Origin of the sequence: Streptomyces sp. NPDC057002, assembly GCF_042673825.1 — a bacterium.
In the GTDB taxonomy this organism is placed as follows: Bacteria; Actinomycetota; Actinomycetes; order Streptomycetales; family Streptomycetaceae; genus Streptomyces.
Genome location: NZ_JBHURZ010000001.1, coordinates 279,393 through 295,197, shown reverse-complemented (window position 1 = coordinate 295,197; position 15,805 = coordinate 279,393). Strand labels below are relative to the sequence as shown.

The window sequence follows — 15,805 nt, the reverse complement described above, 5'->3', positions numbered from 1 at the left end:
GTGAACCGCAGGGCGCGACTGTTGACAGGGCTCCGCCGGACCCCGAGTATTAAGTGAATTCAGTTCAGTTTGAAGGAGTGGGCGGATGGCTGTAGAAGACGAGATCCAGTTCGAGCGAGACGGCCACGTGGCCCGGGTCTGGCTCAACCGGCCGCACAAGAAGAACTGCGTGACCGTGCCGATCCTCAACCGGCTGGACGAGATCATCACCCAGGTCGACGCCGACCCCGGACTGCGCGTGCTGATCCTGCGCGGACGCGGCAACACCTTCTGCTCGGGCTTCGACCTGGACAGCCTCAAGGCCGACTTCATCGGCAGCTCCACGGCCATCGACGTGGCCGTGCTGTCGGCGAAGGTGTGCGACCGGCTGTACTCGATGAAGACTCCGTCGATAGCCGTGCTCGAAGGGCATGTGACGGCGGGCGGGTTCGAGCTGATGATCTCCTGCGACTTCGCGATCGCCGCGGACGACGCCCTGATCGGCGACTTCCACATCCGCCGCGCGCTGTTCGGGGGAGCCGGCCCCATCTACCGCGTGCCCCGGATGATCGGCGTCCGCAAGACCAAGGAGCTCATGCTCACCGGCAAGCTCCTGACCGGCGTCGAGGCGGCCGACTTCGGCCTCATCAACACCTCGGCACCGGCGGACAAGCTGGACGCGACGGTGGAGGAGTTCGCCGACCAGCTCACCGACAAGAGCCCGTTCACGATGTGGATCACCAAGATGACCATCGACCGGAGCCTGGACGCGGACATCCAGTCGCTGATGGTCATGGAGCACCTGGCCGTCGGGGTCATGCTCAACTCGGAGGACGCGGCGGAAGGCGTCGCGGCCTTCCTGGAGAAGCGCGACCCGCAGTGGAAGGGGCGCTGACGGCCGTGCCCGCTCGCGCGCTGCGCGGGTCTCGCTGCCCGCGCTGTGAGGTCGCCGTCTACCCGCCGGACCCCGCGTGCCCGAACTGCGGAGGGCCGGCCGCGCCGGTTGTCCTCTCCGGCGAGGGCACGCTGTGGACCTGGACCGTACAGCGGCATGCGCCCAAGTCGCCGCCGTACACGGCCCCCGACGACGGGTTCCGGCCCTTCGCGGTCGGCTACGTCGAACTCCCCGAAGGGGTACGGGTCCTGGCCGTCCTGGACGGCGTACGCCCCGAGGACGTGCGGATCGGTATGCGGGTCACCGTCGCGGCGGGCGACGGGGTGCCGCACGCCCGCCCGGCCGAGGTGACGGTGTGAGCGGGGCGGGCGCCGCCGACGTCCTGGTCTGCGGCGTCGGCATCACCCCCTTCGGCCGGTCGGACGCCACCGGAATGCAGCTGGCGGTGGAGGCCGTGAACGCCGCACTGGCCGATGCCGGGCTGCCGTGGTCCCGGGTGCGGGCGGCGTTCGGCGGCAGCGACGCGGCAGGGAACGCCGACACCCTGGTCACCCGGCTCGGACTCACCGGACTGCCGTTCGTGAACGTCCGCAACGGCTGCGCGACCGGCGGCAGCGCCCTGGTGTCCGCCGTGAGCGCGATCCGCTCCGGCGCGGCGGACGTCGCCCTCGCCGTCGGCTTCGACAAGCACCCGCGCGGAGCCTTCGACCCGCGGCCCGCCGACTGGGGACTCGACGAGGCCTACGGCAGCGAAGGCCTCATGGTGACCACCCAGTTCTTCGCGATGAAGATCCAGCGGTACATGTACGACCACGGCATCACCCCGCGCACCCTCGCCCTCGTCGCGGAGAAGGCGTACGCCAACGGGGTCCGTACCCCGCACGCCTGGCGCCGCAAGCCGCTGGACGCCGACGAGATCCTGGCCTCGGGCCTGGTCAACGACCCCTTGACCCGCTACATGTTCTGCTCGCCGGGGCAGGGCGCGGTAGCCCTGGTGCTGTGCGGCCGGGAGGTCGCACGCGAGCTGAGCGGTGCCACCAATGCCACCCCGGTCGCCCTGCGCGCGGCGGTCGTCCGCACCCGCCGGTTCGGCTCCTTCGAGGTCTTCAGCCCCTGGGCGCCCGGCGGCACACCCACCAGCGTCAGCACGGACGCCGCGAGAGCCGCCTTCGAGGAGGCCGGCATCGGCCCGGACGACATCGACGTCTGCCAGCTCCAGGACACCGAGAGCGGCGCCGAGGTGATGCACATGGCCGAATGCGGATTCTGCGCACACGGCGAGCAGGAGCGGCTGATCGCAACGGGCGCGACCGCGATCGGCGGCACGCTGCCCGTCAACACCGACGGCGGCTGCATCGCCAACGGCGAGCCCGTCGGAGCCTCCGGGCTGCGCCAGGTGCACGAGATCGTCCAGCAGTTGCGCGGCCGCGCGGGCGAACGCCAGGTCCCGGGCGGCCCGCGCACCGGCTTCACCCATGTCTACGGAGCGCCGGGCGTCAGCGCGTGCACCGTGCTGGCCCGCTGAACGGAAGGGAGCGGAGGTGAAACCTCAGAACCAGGTGCCCGCACCGGTGCCGGCCCCCGAGGAGTTCCGGGCCGAAGCCCGCCGCTGGCTGTCGGCCGTGGCGGACCACCGAGGCCCACGGGGACAGGAGTGGGGCAGCGGCGACGACTCCGTGTCCGTGTTCGAGAACTGGACCGAGGACGAGGAACGCGCCCACACCGAGCGCATCCGCGCCTGGGAACGCACCCGCTACGACCAGGGCTGGGGCGCCCTCGGCTGGCCCGAGGAGTACGGCGGCCGCGAGCTGCCCGCGTACTACGAGCAGGTGTACCGCGCCGAGGAGGCGCCCTTCGAGGTGCCCCGGCGCACCGAGATCTTCCCCGTCACACAGCAGCTCGTGGCCCCGGCGGTCCGTATCTGGGGCACGGAGGAACAGAAGCGGCGCTGGCTGCGCCCCATGCTGCGCACCGACGAACTCGCCTGCCAGCTCTTCTCCGAGACCGAGGCGGGTTCCGACCTCGCCGCCGTCCGCACCAAGGCGATCCGCGACGCGGACGGCGACGGCTGGGTGCTGAGCGGCCACAAGGTCTGGACGTCCGGTGCCCGCGTCGCCACCTGGGGAGTGGCCGTCTGCCGCACCGACCCGGACGTGCCCAAGCACGCCGGCATCACGGTCTTCCTGGTCCGGATGGACGCTCCCGGTGTCACGGTACGGCCCATCCGGCAGATGACCGGCGGCTCCAGCTTCAACGAGGTCTACCTGGACGACGTCCGGGTCCCCGACACCGACCGGCTCGGCCCCGTGGGCGAGGGCTGGCGCGTGACGCTCACCGTGCTGGCCGCCGAACGGCTGGACTCCGGCACGCTCGGCCTGGACAACGCGGACCGCGCCCTCGACCTCGCCCGGCACCTGCCCCGGCCGCTCACCGGCGGGGAACAGCAGCGGGCGGCCGACCTGTTCGTCCGTACCCTCGTCCAGCGGGTCATCGGCCTGCGTGTGACGGCTGCCCTGGTAGCCGGCCGCGAGCCCGGCGCCGAGGCCTCCGTCGGCAAGCTCTACGCCACCGCGACGATGCGCGCCACCACCGACCTGGTCCAGCAGCTGCTCGGCCCGCGCCTCGCCGCGGACACGGGGGAGTGGGGCACCTTCGCCTGGACCGAGCATCTGCTCGGCGCTCCCGGCTACAGCATCGCGGGCGGCAGCGACGAGATCCAGCGCAACATCCTCGCCGAACGGGTGCTGGGGCTGCCAAGGGAACCCAAGTACCGCAAGGAGGACCCACGTTGAGCCGGCTCACCGAGGAGACCGGACTGACCGCGCGGGTGCGCGAACGGCTCCGCGCCCTGCATCCCGGCGTACGGCTCGGGGAGCTGGAGACCCTGCCCGGCGGCCACTCGGGCCTCACTTTCTCCATCACCGCGGGCTCGGCGTCGTACGTCATCAAGGCCGTCCCACCGGGACAACGGCCGGTCGGCCGCAACGACGTGCTGCGCCAGGCCCGCGTCCTGAGCGCGCTCGCCGAAGCCGGCTCGGTGCCGGTACCGGCCGTCGTCGCCGTCGACGAGAGCCGACCCGCCTGGTTCGCCATGGAGTTCGTCACCGGCGAGGCGGTCGAACCGGTCCTCGACGACCATCGGCTCGACGCCGGCCTGTGCCGCAAGAGGATGCTGGCGCTCCCGGCCGTCCTGCGCGAGCTGCATCGGTCCGGACCGCCCGCCCTCGAGGTCGCCGACCCCCTCGATCCGGCCGCCGAACTCGACCGGTGGAGCCGCACCATGAGCGCGGTACCCGCCGAACTGCGGCAGGGCGCCGGGGAACTGACGGAAGCGCTCGCCGCGAGCGTGCCCACGGGACTGCCGCCGGTCCTCACCCACGGCGACTTCCGCCTGGGCAACGTCCTGTGCGCGGGCGAACGGCCCGCCGCCGTCGTCGACTGGGAGATCTGGGGCCATGGAGACCCACGCATCGATCTCGCCTGGTTCCTCCTCTTCGCCGACCACCGCAACTTCCCCCGCCTCGGCCGCGAGATCCCCGGCCTGCCCACCGAGGACGAACTGCTCGCCGCCTACCTCGACGGTCGTCCGCCCCCACCCGACTTCGACTGGTTCCGTGCCCTGGCCCGCACCAAGATGGCCGCGATCATGGGCCACAACCTGCGCCGTCACCGCGAGGGCAAGCACCACGACCCGGACCAGGAACGGCTGCCACCGACCATCGCGGCGATGATCCGCACGGCACGGGACATCCTTGGCTGAGCGAGCGACACGCAAGGAGCGACAGGCATGGACTTCGAGCTCTCCCCGAAGACGCGCGAACTGCACTCACGCATGGGCGCGTTCATGGAGGAGTACGTCCTCCCGGCCGAGGCCGTCTACGACCGGCAGCTCGCCGAGGCCGACAACCCGCACCGACAGCCCGCCGTCATGCGCGAGTTGCAGGAGAAGGCCCGCGCGGAGGGCCTGTGGAACCTCTTCCTGGCGCACGGCGACCGGGGCGCGGGCCTGACCAACCTCGAGTACGCCCCGCTCGCCGAGCTGGCCGGGCGGTCCGTCATGGGCCCCGAGGTGTTCAACTGCTCCGCCCCCGACACCGGCAACATGGAGCTGCTCTCCCTCTACGGCACGCCCGAGCAGCAGGACCGCTGGCTGCGGCCCCTGCTGACGGCCGGCATCCGGTCCTGCTTCGCCATGACCGAGCCCGAGGTCGCCAGTTCCGACGCGCGCAACATCCGCACCCGGATCACCCGCGACGGCGACTCCTACCTCGTCAACGGCCACAAGTGGTACACCTCCGGGATCCTCGACCCCGACTGCGCGCTGATCATCCTCATGGGCGTGACCGACCCGGACGCGGAGACGTACCGGCAGCAGAGCATGCTGCTGATCCCGCGTGACACCCCGGGCATCACCGTCCTGCGCGACCTGCCCATGTTCGGGTACACCGACCGCTGCGGCCACGGCGACGTGCTCTTCGAGGACGTACGCGTGCCGGCCGGCAATCTCCTCGGCGGCGAGGGCGAGGGCTTCGCCCTCGCCCAGGGGCGGCTCGGCCCCGGCCGCATGCACTACGCCATGCGCGCCGTCGGCTTCGCCGAGCGGGCCCTGGACCTGATGTGCCGCCGGACCATGAACCGGAGCGCCTTCGGCGGCCCCCTCTCGGACCAGGGCGTCGTACGCGAATGGATCGCCCGCAGCCGCATCGAGATCGAGCAGGTCCGGCTGCTGGTGCTGAAGTCGGCCTGGCTGATGGACACCCAGGGCAACGCCGCCGCCCGCACCGAGGTCGCCGCGATCAAGGTCGCGGCGTTGGAGACGGCGCACCGCGTGGTGGACCGGGCGGTGCAGGCCCATGGCGCGGCGGGAGTCAGCGACGACACGGTGCTGGCCCGGCTGTACGCGATCACCAGGGCGCTGCGCATCGCGGACGGGCCGGACGAGGTCCATCTGCGCACGGTGGCCCGGCGGGAGCTGGCCAAGTACCCCAAGGAGCAGACGTGAACGGACAGCCACTGCGCGACCGGGTCGCCGTGATCACCGGCGGCTCGCGCGGGATCGGCCTGGGCATCGCCGAGGCGTACCGCGAGGCGGGCGCGCATGTCGTGATCGCCGCCCGCAAACCGGAAGGGCTCGCCGAAGCGAGGGCGGAGCTGCTGCGGCGCAAGGGCGACGGCGATGTCCACGAGGTCGTCGCCAACGCCGGGGAGCCGGACCAGGCCGAGCGGTGCGTCGAGGAGACCGTGGCCCGGTTCGGCCGCCTCGACGTCCTCGTCAACAACGCGGCCACCAACCCGTACATGGGCGATCTGCTCGATCTGGATCCGCAGCGCGCGGAGAAGACCGTACGCGTCAACCAGTACGGCATGGTCGCCTGGACCCGCTGCGCCTGGCGGGCGTGGATGTCGGAGCACGGGGGAGCGGTGGTCAACATCGCCTCCGTCGGCGGACTGGTCGTCGACCCCCACATCGGCTGGTACAACGCCACCAAGGCCGCGATGCTGCACATGACCCGGCAGCTCGCCTACGAACTCGGCCCGCGGGCACGGGTGAACGCGATTGCCCCCGGCCTGATCAAGACCGAGCTCGCCAGGGCCGTGTGGGAGCCCAGGGAGCCCGTCCTGACCGCGAAGCTCCCGCTGCGCAGACTGGGCACGGTCGAGGACGTGGCGCACGCGGCGCTGTTCCTGGCCTCTGATGCCTCGTCCTGGATGACCGGCCAGACGCTGGTGCTGGACGGCGGCGCCACCGTGCTGCCGATCGGGGTGGACGAGTGACCCCGGCGGCTGCTCTCTTCTCCCTGCACGGCCGTACGGCGGTGGTCACGGGCGCGTCCGCTGGGCTCGGCGCGCGGTTCGCCCGTGTGCTCGCACAGGCGGGTGCCACCGTGTTCGCCGCGGCCCGGCGGCTGGACCGGCTGACGGAACTGGCGGACACCGAACCCCGCATCCACCCCGTGGTCTGCGATGTCTCGCGCGAGGCGGACCGCGTACGGCTCGCGGAGAGCGCGCTCGCGGCCACCGGACGCTTCGACGTCCTGGTCAACAACGCCGGCGGGGCGGGAGCCGTGCGGGCCGAGGACGAGAGCGCGGAGGACTTCGCGGCCGTGCTCACGGTGAACCTGGTGGCGCCCTTCCACCTCGCCCGGCTGATGGCCGAGTCCTCGGACACCCCGGGCCGGTCCGTCGTGAACGTCTCCTCGATCCTGGGCCTGGTGGCAGGGGCCCCGCTGGGAGGCGCCTCCTACGCCGCCTCCAAGGCGGGCCTGATCGGGCTCACCCGCGAGCTCGCCGGCCAGTGGGGCCCCGCGGGGATACGGGTCAACGCCCTCGCGCCGGGCTGGTTCCGCTCGGAGATGACCGAGGAACTGTTCGCGGACGACCGCTCCCGCCGGTGGGTCGAACGGGGAACCATGCTGGGCCGGGGCGGCGCACCGGGCGAGCTGGACGGGGCGCTGCTGTTCCTCGCGTCGGACGCCTCCTCCTACTGCACCGGTCAGGTGCTCACCGCCGACGGTGGATGGACGGCCCGGTGAGTGTCACGGTCCGCGTCGACGGGGCGGGCGTGGCGCACGTCGAGATGTGCCGCGAGAAGGCCGGCAACGCCATCGACCTGGCCATGGCCACGGCACTGCTGGAGGCCGCCGGATCCTGCGCGAGGACCGACGGCGTGCGGGCGGTGCTGCTCACCGGGCAGGGGCGTTCCTTCTGCGTCGGGGGCGACCTGCGGGAGTTCGCCCCGCTGTCCGGAGACCGGCTGGCCGCGCATCTCACCGCGGTCACGGACGCGCTGCACGGTGCGCTGCGGGTGTTCGCCGGACTGGACGCCCCGCTGGTGGCCGCCGTGCAGGGCGCCGTCGCGGGAGCCGGCCTCGGACTCGCGGCGGCGGCCGATCTGACGCTCGCCGCGTCCGACGCCACGTTCGTCGCCGCCTACACCGGCATCGGGTACTCACCGGACGCCGGCGTCAGCTGGTCGCTGCCCCGGCTCGTCGGCCCCAAGCGGGCCCTGGACCTGCTGCTGACCAACCGGCGGATCGCGGCGCCCGAGGCGGCCGAGATGGGCCTGGTCAGCAGGGTCGTCGCGGCGGACAGGCTGGCCGGGGCGGCAGCGGAGACGGCGGCGGCGCTCGCCCGGGGAGCCACCGGAGCGCTCGGCGCCACCCGGCGCCTCGTCGCGGCGGGACTCTCCACTGGCCTCGACGGGCACCTCGAGGAGGAGGCCCGCCACCTGGCCGATGCCGCGGTCTCGGCCGAGGGCCGTGAGGGCGTCGCCGCGTTCCTCGCCAAGCGCGACCCGGACTGGGCCCGGGCCCGAGCCGGGTTCGTAACCGAGTTCAAGTAGGTCTACCCTCAGACATCCGGTCGGCGGCTGGCGCCGGCCGTGGAGCGCAGGGGAGAGGCAATGGCGAGGGCGCGGATCGTGGATCCCGACCAGGGACCCAGGTCGAAGCGGGCGGCCATTCTGGAGGCCGCGGTCGAGTACTTCGGCGAGACCGGCTACGAGACCACCAAGTGGTCCGACGTCGCCGACCGCGTCGGGATCGGACAGACCGCGCTCTACCACTACTTCGAGTCCAAGGCGCACTGCCTGCTCACCATCATGCGCCTGGAGCTGCAGCGCTCCCACGACATGTTCACCGAGGCGACGGCCGGTGAGCCGGACCCCGTCAAGGCGCTGCGGGCCGGGGTCCGCACGGCCTTCGCGGTGTCGGAGCACGAGATCCGGCAGATGCGCGTGCTGCAGGCCAACATGTCGCTGCTCGCCACGCCGCGGAAGTCCAAGCGCGAGGAGACCGAGCGGATCGCGGCACGGCAGCTGGTGCAGATGGTGGAGCGGGACTGGACGAATCTGCTGATGCGCGGCATGGCGAAGGGCGCCTTCCCGGTGCGGGACGCGCACATGCTCGGGCTGGCGGTGCTCGGCATGATCGTCAGCGTGTGGCGGTGGTACCGCCCGGCCGGGGCGATCCCGCTGCCGGAGATCAGCGACCTGATCGAGGGCTGCGTGGTGCGCATGGTCGGGGAGTAGGGCTCATGCTCCGCCCTCTTGTGAGGGCGGGGCCTCCGCATTATATTCAAACTGAACTGAACTCAGGTTGATGCTCTGGGCGGGAGGACGGTGACCATGGTGCTCCGCGAGTACATGGCCAGGATGGACGGTCAGGACCCGGAAAAGGCACTGGCGCTCCTGGAGCCGGGGTTCCGGTTCCTCCTCGCCCTGCCGGACGGCGAGAAGACCGGGGAATCGAGGGCCGACTTCGCGGCGTACCTCGCCGGCCGGAACGCCGGGGACCGTGTGCACGAGATCGTCCGCCACTCGGTGGACCGGGATCTCGAGACGGCCTACGGCTTCGTGGTGGAGGCGGGTACACCGACCGGCGCGTTCCTGTCGGCCGCCGTCGTCTCGCCCTCCGGTCTCATGGCGCGCTACCAGTCCTACTTCACGCCCGTCTTCGACCTCATCGACCGGCCATGACGGGAGGCACACCACAGATGCCGAGTCCGGCACCGTTCCTGAGCGCGTGGTTCGCGCTGCTGGACAGCGAGGACGCGTCCCGGATCCTCGATCTGATCAGCGACGACTTCTCGTTCTCCATCCTCTTCTCCACCGGCGGCGACGGCGCCACGGACTTCCACGGCGGCCGGGCCGAGATGGAGGGCTACCTCGCGCAGCGCGAGCAGGGCGTACGCACCCACCATCTGCTGACCGCCAGTGCCAACGGCCCTGACGAACTGTTCCTCGGCGAGGTCCGGCGCTCCGGAGTGCCGGAGGCCAGCTTCGTGGCTTCGGCACGGCTGGACGAGTCGGGCAAGGTCCGGCGGCTGCTCATCGGCCGCTCACCCGCCCTGCTGTTCGCCTGACCCCATCGACGCCGCTCGTCCCGCATCGGGAGGTGCCATGTACAACCTCATCCTGCTGGCCTCGCGGCCGCCCGACTGGACCCATGAGCGGTTCATCGACTGGTGGCGGGGCGAACACGCCGAACTGACCCGCCGGCTGCCCGGACTGCGCTCCTGGCGGCACACCGAGATCGACGCGGCCCTGGAGCCGCGCTCCGAGGGCTGGGACGGCGTCTCGATCCTCGGCTTCGACACCCCCGAGGACCTGCGCAAGGCCCTGGACAGCCCGGAATGGGCCGCGGCCGTCGCCCAGGTCGGCGACATGAAGGGCCGCAGGATCGCCGTCATGGGCGACGAGAGGGAGCTGTACACGGGCTGACCGGTCCCGGCCAGGCGAGGAACCTTCCCGAGACGAGGCGAGGAAGCGGGATGCGACAGACAGTGCGGGAGTTCCGGCAGCGGGCCGAGGAGGGCGACTTCACCGCCGTCATCGACGACGACGGCCGCCACGGCGCGCGGGACCTCATCGAGCGCGCGGCCGCCCTGGCGGAGGCCATGACCCCGGACGGGACGCGGGGCGGCACGGTCATGGTCCAGGCCGACAACTCCTGGCGCACGGTCGTGGCCACCCTGGCCGCGGGGATGACCGGCGGCGTACTCGCCGTCGTGAACCGGCACACCACGAGCGCGGAGTTCCTGGCGGCCCTGGAGGACATCCGGCCTGACGTCGTCGTGGCCGAGCCGGCCGCGCTGCGGGAGTGGCAGGGGCCCGGACTGCCGGCGGGGTGGACGGCCGAGGCGCTCGACGGCTGGACCCTCCTGGCCGCCCCTGGCCCGAGGGACGTCAGCCGCTGGAAGGGCGGTGCCGTCATCGGCTTCACCTCCGGCTCCACCGGGCGCCCCAAGGGCGTCGTCCAGTCAGAGACGGCCCTGCGCTACGCCTGCTCCCGGACCCGCGACATCAACGGGCTGCGCGCCGGTGACGCGGTGGCCGCCCTCGTCCCGCTGTCCTCCACCGCCGCGTACTGCTTCGGGGTCTGCATGTCCCTCATGCTCGCCGGGCCGCTGGTGCTGACGGGCCGTTGGGACCCGGCGGCCGCCCTCACCCGGCTGGCCGGGCACAAGGTCCGGTGGACCATGTGCGTACCGACGATGGCCCTGCAGCTGGGTTCGGCGGCCTCGGGATCGCGGGTTCTGGACGGAGTGCGCGCGATCACGGTGGGCGGCGGCCCCATGGACCGGGGCGCCCTCGCCCGCGCCGAGCGGTCGCTGGGCACCAGTATCCTTCGGGTGTTCGGCATGTCCGAGTGCCTCGGGCACACCTCACCGCGCCCTGACGACACCGAGGAGATCAGACTCGGCCGGGACGGCCGCCCCTTCCCGGGGACCGAGTTGAGGGCGGTCGCGGCCGACGGGACCGTCCTGGGGGTGGGGGAGACGGGGCGTGCCGAGGTCCGCGGCCCCTCCCTCTTCCTCGGGTACGCCCGCGACGGCGAGGTGGAGCCGCCGGCTCTCACCCCGGACGGCTTCCTCCCCACCGGCGACCTGCTGATGACCGCCCCGGACGGCACCGTCACCGTCATGGGCAGGGAGAAGGACGTCATCATCCGCGGCGGCCGCAACCTCGACATCACCGAGATCGAACGCGCCGTCGCCAGCCACCCCAAGGTGGCCCGCGTCTGCGTCGCACCGGTGCCCGACCCCCTGCTCGGCGAACGCTCGGCCGTGCTCGTCGTCTCCGAGAACGGCAGCGGTGACCTCGGCCTCGACGAGATCACCGCGCATCTGGAACGCACCGGCCTGTCCAAGGCCAAGTGGCCCGAATTCGCCTTCACCGTCGGCGAGTTGCCGCAGACCAGGGTCGGCAAGCTCGACCGCGGAGGCGCCCGGGAACTCGCCCGTGAACTGCACGCGCTGCTTCCCGTCGTGCCGGGACCGCCCGGCGCGCGACCCGAACCATCTGAGCTGGGAGATGTATGACGACCCGTTTCGACCGTGGACAGTGGGCGCAGGGCGGAGCCCAGACCGTACGGCCCGGAGTGCACCGCGTACCGCTGCCGCTGCCGGAGGACGGGCTGCGGGCCGTCAACGTCTACGTGCTCGAAGAGGACGACGGGCTGGTACTGATCGACGGCGGGTGGTCGATCCCCGAGTCCCGCAAGGCGCTGGAGGACGCCCTGGCCGGCCTCGGCCACGACCTCGCCGAGATCAGCCACATCCTCGTCACCCACATCCACCGCGACCACTACACCCAGGCCGTGGAACTGCGCCGCCTGCTCGGCTCCCGCGTCTACCTCGGCTCGGGCGAACGGCGCGGACTGGAACTGCTCGGCGAACTGCGCACCGACCAGCCCGTCGGATCGCTCAGGACGCTGCGCCGGGCGGGCGCCGGAGAACTGGCCGACCGTATCGAGGCGATGGACCACGGCGGCTTCGACCCCGCCGTATGGGAGGCGCCCGACCGCTGGCTGGAGGCGGAGGAACTGCGGTTCGGGGCCCGGACCCTGCGCGTCGTGCCGACACCCGGCCACACCAGGGGCCATGTGGTCTACCTCGACGAGGCACGGGGGCTGCTGTTCTCCGGGGACCACGTGCTGCCGCACATCACCCCCTCCATCGGCTTCGAACTGGGCGACGGCCCCGGACTGCCGCTGGGCGACTACCTCGCATCGCTGCGGCTCATGACCACGCTCGCCGACGCCGCGCTGCTGCCCGCGCACGGACCGGTCGGTCCCAGCGTCCACGGCAGGGTCGCGGAGCTGCTGGCCCACCACGACGACCGGCTCGGCGAGACCCTCGCGGTCCTCGGCGGGCGCACCCTCGACGCCCACGCCGTGGCCCAGGAACTCGGATGGACCCGGCGGAAGGTGCCGTTCGAGGATCTGAGCCCCTTCAACCGGATGCTGGCCGTCAACGAGACGGCGGCGCATCTGGACGTCCTCGTGGCCCGCGGCCGTGCCGCCCGCGCCTCCGTGGACGGCGTGCACCGCTACGCCCGGTGCGAGGCCGGCGCCGACACCGGCGGCGAGCGGGGATCCGTCCCGGTGCCGGAGCCGGCCGGGCTTCATCGGGCGGTCCAGCCGCCGTCGACATAGAGCTCCGAGCCGGTCATGAAGCCCGCGTCGTCCGAGGCGAGGAACGCCACGGCGGCCGCCACCTCCTCGGTCGTGCCCAGCCGGCCGAGCGGGGTGCCCTCGATCATCGCGGCCAGCCGGGGCGTGCCCCGCCACAGCTCCCGGGACAGGGGCGTCTCGATGAACCCGGGGTGCAGCGAGTTGACCCGCACACCGCGCTTGCCCCAGTGCAGCGCGGCGTTCTTCGTCATCAGCCGTACGGCGCCCTTGGCCGCGTGGTACGAGAACTGGGCGCCGAAGCCGCCGACCGTGCCGAAGATCGAGGCGATGTTGACGACGGAGCCGCCGCCGGAGCGCTCGATGGCCGGGCCGCCGTGCTTCATGCCGAGCCACACACCGGTCTGCGTCACGCCGATCACCCGGTCCCAGGACTCCTGGGTCTCGGTCTCCACCGTGCCCATCGCGGCGATCCCCGCGTTGTTGACCAGCACCGACAGGCTGCCCAGACGCTCGGTCACCTCGGCGACGACCGTCTCCCAGGCCGTCTCGTCGCTGACGTCCAGTCGCAGCCCCAGGGCAGCGCCCGGCAGTTCCCCGGCGAGCTTCTCGCAGCGGTCCGTATCGAGATCGGTGACCACCACGGTCGCGCCCTCGGCCGCCAGCCGTCGCACGATCGCTTCGCCGATGCCTCCCGTGGCACCGGTCACCAGCGCCACCTTCGAGAGCCGGGCTTCCCTCACCACGCCACCCACATCCCTTCTCAGACACGCGACAGATCGACCGACAGACCGGAGCGCAGCAGCGCGGGCACCGCCGAGCCGACCCGGCCGAAGCCCGGGCCGACCGTGCGCCCGGCGAGATGGCGGGCATGGATCCCCTCCGCGATGACCGCCAGCTTGAAATACCCGAGGGCCCGGTGGAAGGGCAGTGCGGAGACATCGCGGCCGGAGCCCACCGCGTACCGTTCCGCCAGCTCGGACGCGGAGAGAAAGCCCGGGTTGGCCGCCGGGACATGCCCCTCCCCGAGGACCGCCTCACACGCCGGGTCCCAGTAGACGAGCAGCAGCCCGAGGTCGGCGAGGGGGTCGCCCAGCGCGGCCATCTCCCAGTCGACGATCGCGGCGATCCGCCCCGGGTCGGCGGCGTCCAGGATGACGTTGTCCAGCCGGTAGTCACCGTGCAGCACCGACCCGGCGCCATCGTGCTCGGGCAGGCCTCGCTCCAGCTTCCCGTGCAGCGCGTCCAGTTCGGGCAGCTCGCGGGTGGCGACCCGGTCCCACTGGCCGCGCCAGCGCCGCACCTGCCGCTCCACATACCCGTCCGGGCGCCCGAACCCGCCCAGCCCGACCTCGTGCGGATCGAGGGAGTGCAGCGCGACCAGCTGGTCGACCAGCGCCTCGGAGCACCGCCTCGCGTCCGACCCGGACAGCTCGGCCGCCTGCGCGCCGTCCCGCAGCACATCACCGTCGACGAAGGTGACGACGGTGAACGGCGCCCCGATCACCGACGCGTCGGCGCAGGAGACCACGGTCCGCGGAACCGGGACCCCGGTGTCGGCGAGCGCGGCCATCACGCGGTACTCGCGGTCCATGTCGTGCGCGGTGGGGGTGAGCGTGCCCAGCGGCGGCCGGCGCAGCACCCAGCGGTGCGTGCCGTCGGTCACGAGGTACGTGAGATTGGACCGGCCGCCGAGCAGCGGACGCACGTCCAGAGGTCCGGAACACCCCGGGACCTCGCGCTCGAAGAAACGCCGCAGCGCGGGAAGATCCACCCCCGCCACGGCGTCCTCGCCGCTGGCCGTCACCGCACGCCCTCCCGCTCCCGTGCCGCCCGGACCGCCCGCTTGGCGATGGCCCACCGGTGGGTCTCCGACGGCCCGTCGTACACGCGGAACGGCCTGACCTCCCGGTAGAGGGCGGCCAGCGGAATGTCCTCCGAGATGCCGAGGGCCCCGCAGATCTGCATCGCGCGGTCCACGACCCGGCCCACGGCCTCGGACACGAAGGTCTTCGCGATGGAGGTGTGCTGGGCGCCGGCCCTGCCCCGGTCGAGTTCCCAGCAGGCACGCCAGAGCACCGCCCGGCTCGTCTCGATGTCGATCTCCGAGTCCGCCAGCTGCTGCTGCACCATGCCCAGTTCGGCCAGGGGCCCGCCGAACGCCGTACGCCGGGCGGCGCGGTCCAGGGCGATGTCCTGGGCCCGGCGGGCCACCCCGAGCCAGCGCATGCAGTGGGTCAGCCGGGCGGGCCCCAGACGCACCTGCGCGTACTCGAATCCCTTGTCGACCTCGCCGAGCACCGCGTCGTCCGGCACCTCGCAGTCCTCGAAGGCGAGTTCGCTGTGACCGGCGAACAGGGCACGGTCGAGGGTGCCGATGTTCCTGACGACCTTCATGCCCGGGTTGCCGGCTCCGACCAGGAACATGGTCGCGCCGCCCGGGTCGCCGGGTGCGCCGCCGGTGCGCGCCATGCAGATCGTGAACGCGGCCCCGTCCGCTCCGCTGATGAACCACTTGCGGCCGCTGATCCGCCATCCGCCCGGGACCCGGACCGCCGTCGTGGCCAGCGCACGCGGGTCGGAGCCGGCGCCGGGGGAGGGCTCCGTCATCGCGAAGCACGACCGGGACTCCCCGGCCGCCAGGGGAGCGAGGAAGCGAGCCTTCTGCTCCTCGGTGGCGACCGCTTCGAGCAGATGCGTGTTGCCCTCGTCGGGCGCGGCACAGTTGAGGGCCAGCGGGCCCAGCAGCGAGTAGCCCGCGGCCTCGAAGACGACCGCCTGACCCCGCAGATCAAGGCCGAGCCCTCCCCACCGACGCGGCACATGAGGGGCGAACACGCCCGCCGCGCGGGCGGCCTTCTGAAGCTCGCGCCGCAGGGGCTCGGGGCCAGCGTGTACGTCCCCCTGGCAGCGCTCCTCCACCGGCAGCACCGTGTCCCGGACGAAACGGGCCGTCCGCCGCGCGATGTCGGCGACGTCCTGGTCGACATCGAAGTCGATGGCCATACGGCCCCTCTCG

The 15,805-nt window shown here is 72.5% G+C and carries 18 protein-coding genes; 15 read left to right on the top strand and 3 right to left on the bottom strand.

The genetic code is table 11. From position 1 onward, the window contains the following. The first annotated feature begins 85 nt into the window (after positions 1-85). The 15 genes from ACFT32_RS01360 to ACFT32_RS01290 all read left to right on the top strand — a co-directional run bounded on the left by ACFT32_RS01360 (position 86) and on the right by ACFT32_RS01290 (position 12,810). Positions 86-874: an enoyl-CoA hydratase/isomerase family protein gene (locus ACFT32_RS01360; RefSeq protein WP_382484438.1), complete on the top strand. Its 789-nt coding sequence runs from the start codon at positions 86-88 to the stop codon at positions 872-874. A gap of 5 nt (positions 875-879) precedes the next feature. Beyond that, entirely contained in the window at positions 880-1,233 is a 354-nt protein-coding gene (locus tag ACFT32_RS01355; RefSeq protein WP_382484436.1) for a Zn-ribbon domain-containing OB-fold protein, read from the top strand. Beyond that, positions 1,230-2,399: a thiolase family protein gene (locus ACFT32_RS01350; RefSeq protein WP_382484434.1), complete on the top strand. Its 1,170-nt coding sequence runs from the start codon at positions 1,230-1,232 to the stop codon at positions 2,397-2,399. The genes ACFT32_RS01355 and ACFT32_RS01350 overlap by 4 nt, the downstream gene beginning before the upstream one ends. Positions 2,400-2,415: 16 nt before the next feature. Further along, positions 2,416-3,666 (top strand): acyl-CoA dehydrogenase family protein, encoded by a 1,251-nt coding sequence (locus ACFT32_RS01345; RefSeq protein WP_382484431.1) that lies wholly within the window; start codon positions 2,416-2,418, stop codon positions 3,664-3,666. Beyond that, positions 3,663-4,634, top strand: coding sequence for a phosphotransferase family protein (locus ACFT32_RS01340; protein ID WP_382484428.1), 972 nt, complete (start codon positions 3,663-3,665; stop codon positions 4,632-4,634). Before ACFT32_RS01345 ends, ACFT32_RS01340 begins: the two co-directional genes overlap by 4 nt. Before the next feature lie 27 nt (positions 4,635-4,661). Further along, positions 4,662-5,876: an acyl-CoA dehydrogenase family protein gene (locus ACFT32_RS01335; protein ID WP_382484426.1), complete on the top strand. Its 1,215-nt coding sequence runs from the start codon at positions 4,662-4,664 to the stop codon at positions 5,874-5,876. Then, positions 5,873-6,649 (top strand): SDR family oxidoreductase, encoded by a 777-nt coding sequence (locus ACFT32_RS01330; RefSeq protein ID WP_382484425.1) that lies wholly within the window; start codon positions 5,873-5,875, stop codon positions 6,647-6,649. The genes ACFT32_RS01335 and ACFT32_RS01330 overlap by 4 nt, the downstream gene beginning before the upstream one ends. Further along, positions 6,646-7,407, top strand: a complete 762-nt coding sequence (locus tag ACFT32_RS01325) for an SDR family NAD(P)-dependent oxidoreductase (RefSeq protein WP_382484423.1) — start codon at positions 6,646-6,648, stop codon at positions 7,405-7,407. Before ACFT32_RS01330 ends, ACFT32_RS01325 begins: the two co-directional genes overlap by 4 nt. Further along, complete coding sequence (locus ACFT32_RS01320) at positions 7,404-8,216, top strand: enoyl-CoA hydratase/isomerase family protein (RefSeq protein WP_382484422.1); 813 nt, start codon at positions 7,404-7,406, stop codon at positions 8,214-8,216. Before ACFT32_RS01325 ends, ACFT32_RS01320 begins: the two co-directional genes overlap by 4 nt. Positions 8,217-8,276: 60 nt before the next feature. Further along, a complete protein-coding gene (locus tag ACFT32_RS01315; protein ID WP_382484420.1) occupies positions 8,277-8,903 on the top strand; it encodes a TetR/AcrR family transcriptional regulator in 627 nt (208 codons plus the stop codon). 96 nt (positions 8,904-8,999) lie between these two features. After that, on the top strand, positions 9,000-9,350 hold the full coding sequence (locus tag ACFT32_RS01310) for a nuclear transport factor 2 family protein (RefSeq protein ID WP_382484418.1): 351 nt from the start codon (positions 9,000-9,002) through the stop codon (positions 9,348-9,350). 17 nt (positions 9,351-9,367) lie between these two features. Beyond that, positions 9,368-9,736, top strand: coding sequence for a hypothetical protein (locus tag ACFT32_RS01305; protein WP_382484416.1), 369 nt, complete (start codon positions 9,368-9,370; stop codon positions 9,734-9,736). 37 nt (positions 9,737-9,773) lie between these two features. Next, positions 9,774-10,094, top strand: a complete 321-nt coding sequence (locus ACFT32_RS01300) for an EthD family reductase (protein WP_382484414.1) — start codon at positions 9,774-9,776, stop codon at positions 10,092-10,094. A 50-nt stretch (positions 10,095-10,144) separates the two neighbouring features. After that, a complete protein-coding gene (locus tag ACFT32_RS01295) occupies positions 10,145-11,695 on the top strand; it encodes a class I adenylate-forming enzyme family protein (protein WP_382484412.1) in 1,551 nt (516 codons plus the stop codon). Next, positions 11,692-12,810, top strand: coding sequence for an MBL fold metallo-hydrolase (locus ACFT32_RS01290; RefSeq protein ID WP_382484410.1), 1,119 nt, complete (start codon positions 11,692-11,694; stop codon positions 12,808-12,810). Before ACFT32_RS01295 ends, ACFT32_RS01290 begins: the two co-directional genes overlap by 4 nt. Here ACFT32_RS01290 and ACFT32_RS01285 read toward each other — a convergent pair. Genes ACFT32_RS01285 through ACFT32_RS01275 form a run of 3 tightly spaced genes read right to left on the bottom strand, consistent with a single transcriptional unit; the run spans position 12,780 to position 15,792 of the window. Further along, positions 12,780-13,505, bottom strand: coding sequence for an SDR family NAD(P)-dependent oxidoreductase (locus ACFT32_RS01285; protein WP_382486998.1), 726 nt, complete (start codon positions 13,503-13,505; stop codon positions 12,780-12,782). The genes ACFT32_RS01290 and ACFT32_RS01285 overlap by 31 nt on opposite strands. A gap of 44 nt (positions 13,506-13,549) precedes the next feature. Further along, on the bottom strand, positions 13,550-14,593 hold the full coding sequence (locus ACFT32_RS01280) for a phosphotransferase family protein (RefSeq protein WP_382484408.1): 1,044 nt from the start codon (positions 14,591-14,593) through the stop codon (positions 13,550-13,552). Next, positions 14,590-15,792 carry an acyl-CoA dehydrogenase family protein gene (locus tag ACFT32_RS01275; RefSeq protein WP_382484407.1) on the bottom strand — a complete coding sequence of 401 codons (1,203 nt, stop codon included), beginning with the start codon at positions 15,790-15,792 and terminating at the stop codon, positions 14,590-14,592. Before ACFT32_RS01275 ends, ACFT32_RS01280 begins: the two co-directional genes overlap by 4 nt. Positions 15,793-15,805: the final 13 nt, after the last annotated feature.

Bases quoted from the DNA above. Each gene is read 5' to 3' on its own strand.
- ACFT32_RS01360 (WP_382484438.1), top strand. From the start codon at position 86: ATGGCTGTAGAAGACGAGATCCAGTTCGAGCGAGACGGCCACGTGGCC.
- ACFT32_RS01335 (WP_382484426.1), top strand. From the start codon at position 4,662: ATGGACTTCGAGCTCTCCCCGAAGACGCGCGAACTGCACTCACGCATG.
- ACFT32_RS01315 (WP_382484420.1), top strand. From the start codon at position 8,277: ATGGCGAGGGCGCGGATCGTGGATCCCGACCAGGGACCCAGGTCGAAG.
- ACFT32_RS01310 (WP_382484418.1), top strand. From the start codon at position 9,000: ATGGTGCTCCGCGAGTACATGGCCAGGATGGACGGTCAGGACCCGGAA.
- ACFT32_RS01305 (WP_382484416.1), top strand. From the start codon at position 9,368: ATGCCGAGTCCGGCACCGTTCCTGAGCGCGTGGTTCGCGCTGCTGGAC.
- ACFT32_RS01300 (WP_382484414.1), top strand. From the start codon at position 9,774: ATGTACAACCTCATCCTGCTGGCCTCGCGGCCGCCCGACTGGACCCAT.
- ACFT32_RS01295 (WP_382484412.1), top strand. From the start codon at position 10,145: ATGCGACAGACAGTGCGGGAGTTCCGGCAGCGGGCCGAGGAGGGCGAC.
- ACFT32_RS01290 (WP_382484410.1), top strand. From the start codon at position 11,692: ATGACGACCCGTTTCGACCGTGGACAGTGGGCGCAGGGCGGAGCCCAG.
- ACFT32_RS01275 (WP_382484407.1), bottom strand. From the start codon at position 15,792: ATGGCCATCGACTTCGATGTCGACCAGGACGTCGCCGACATCGCGCGG.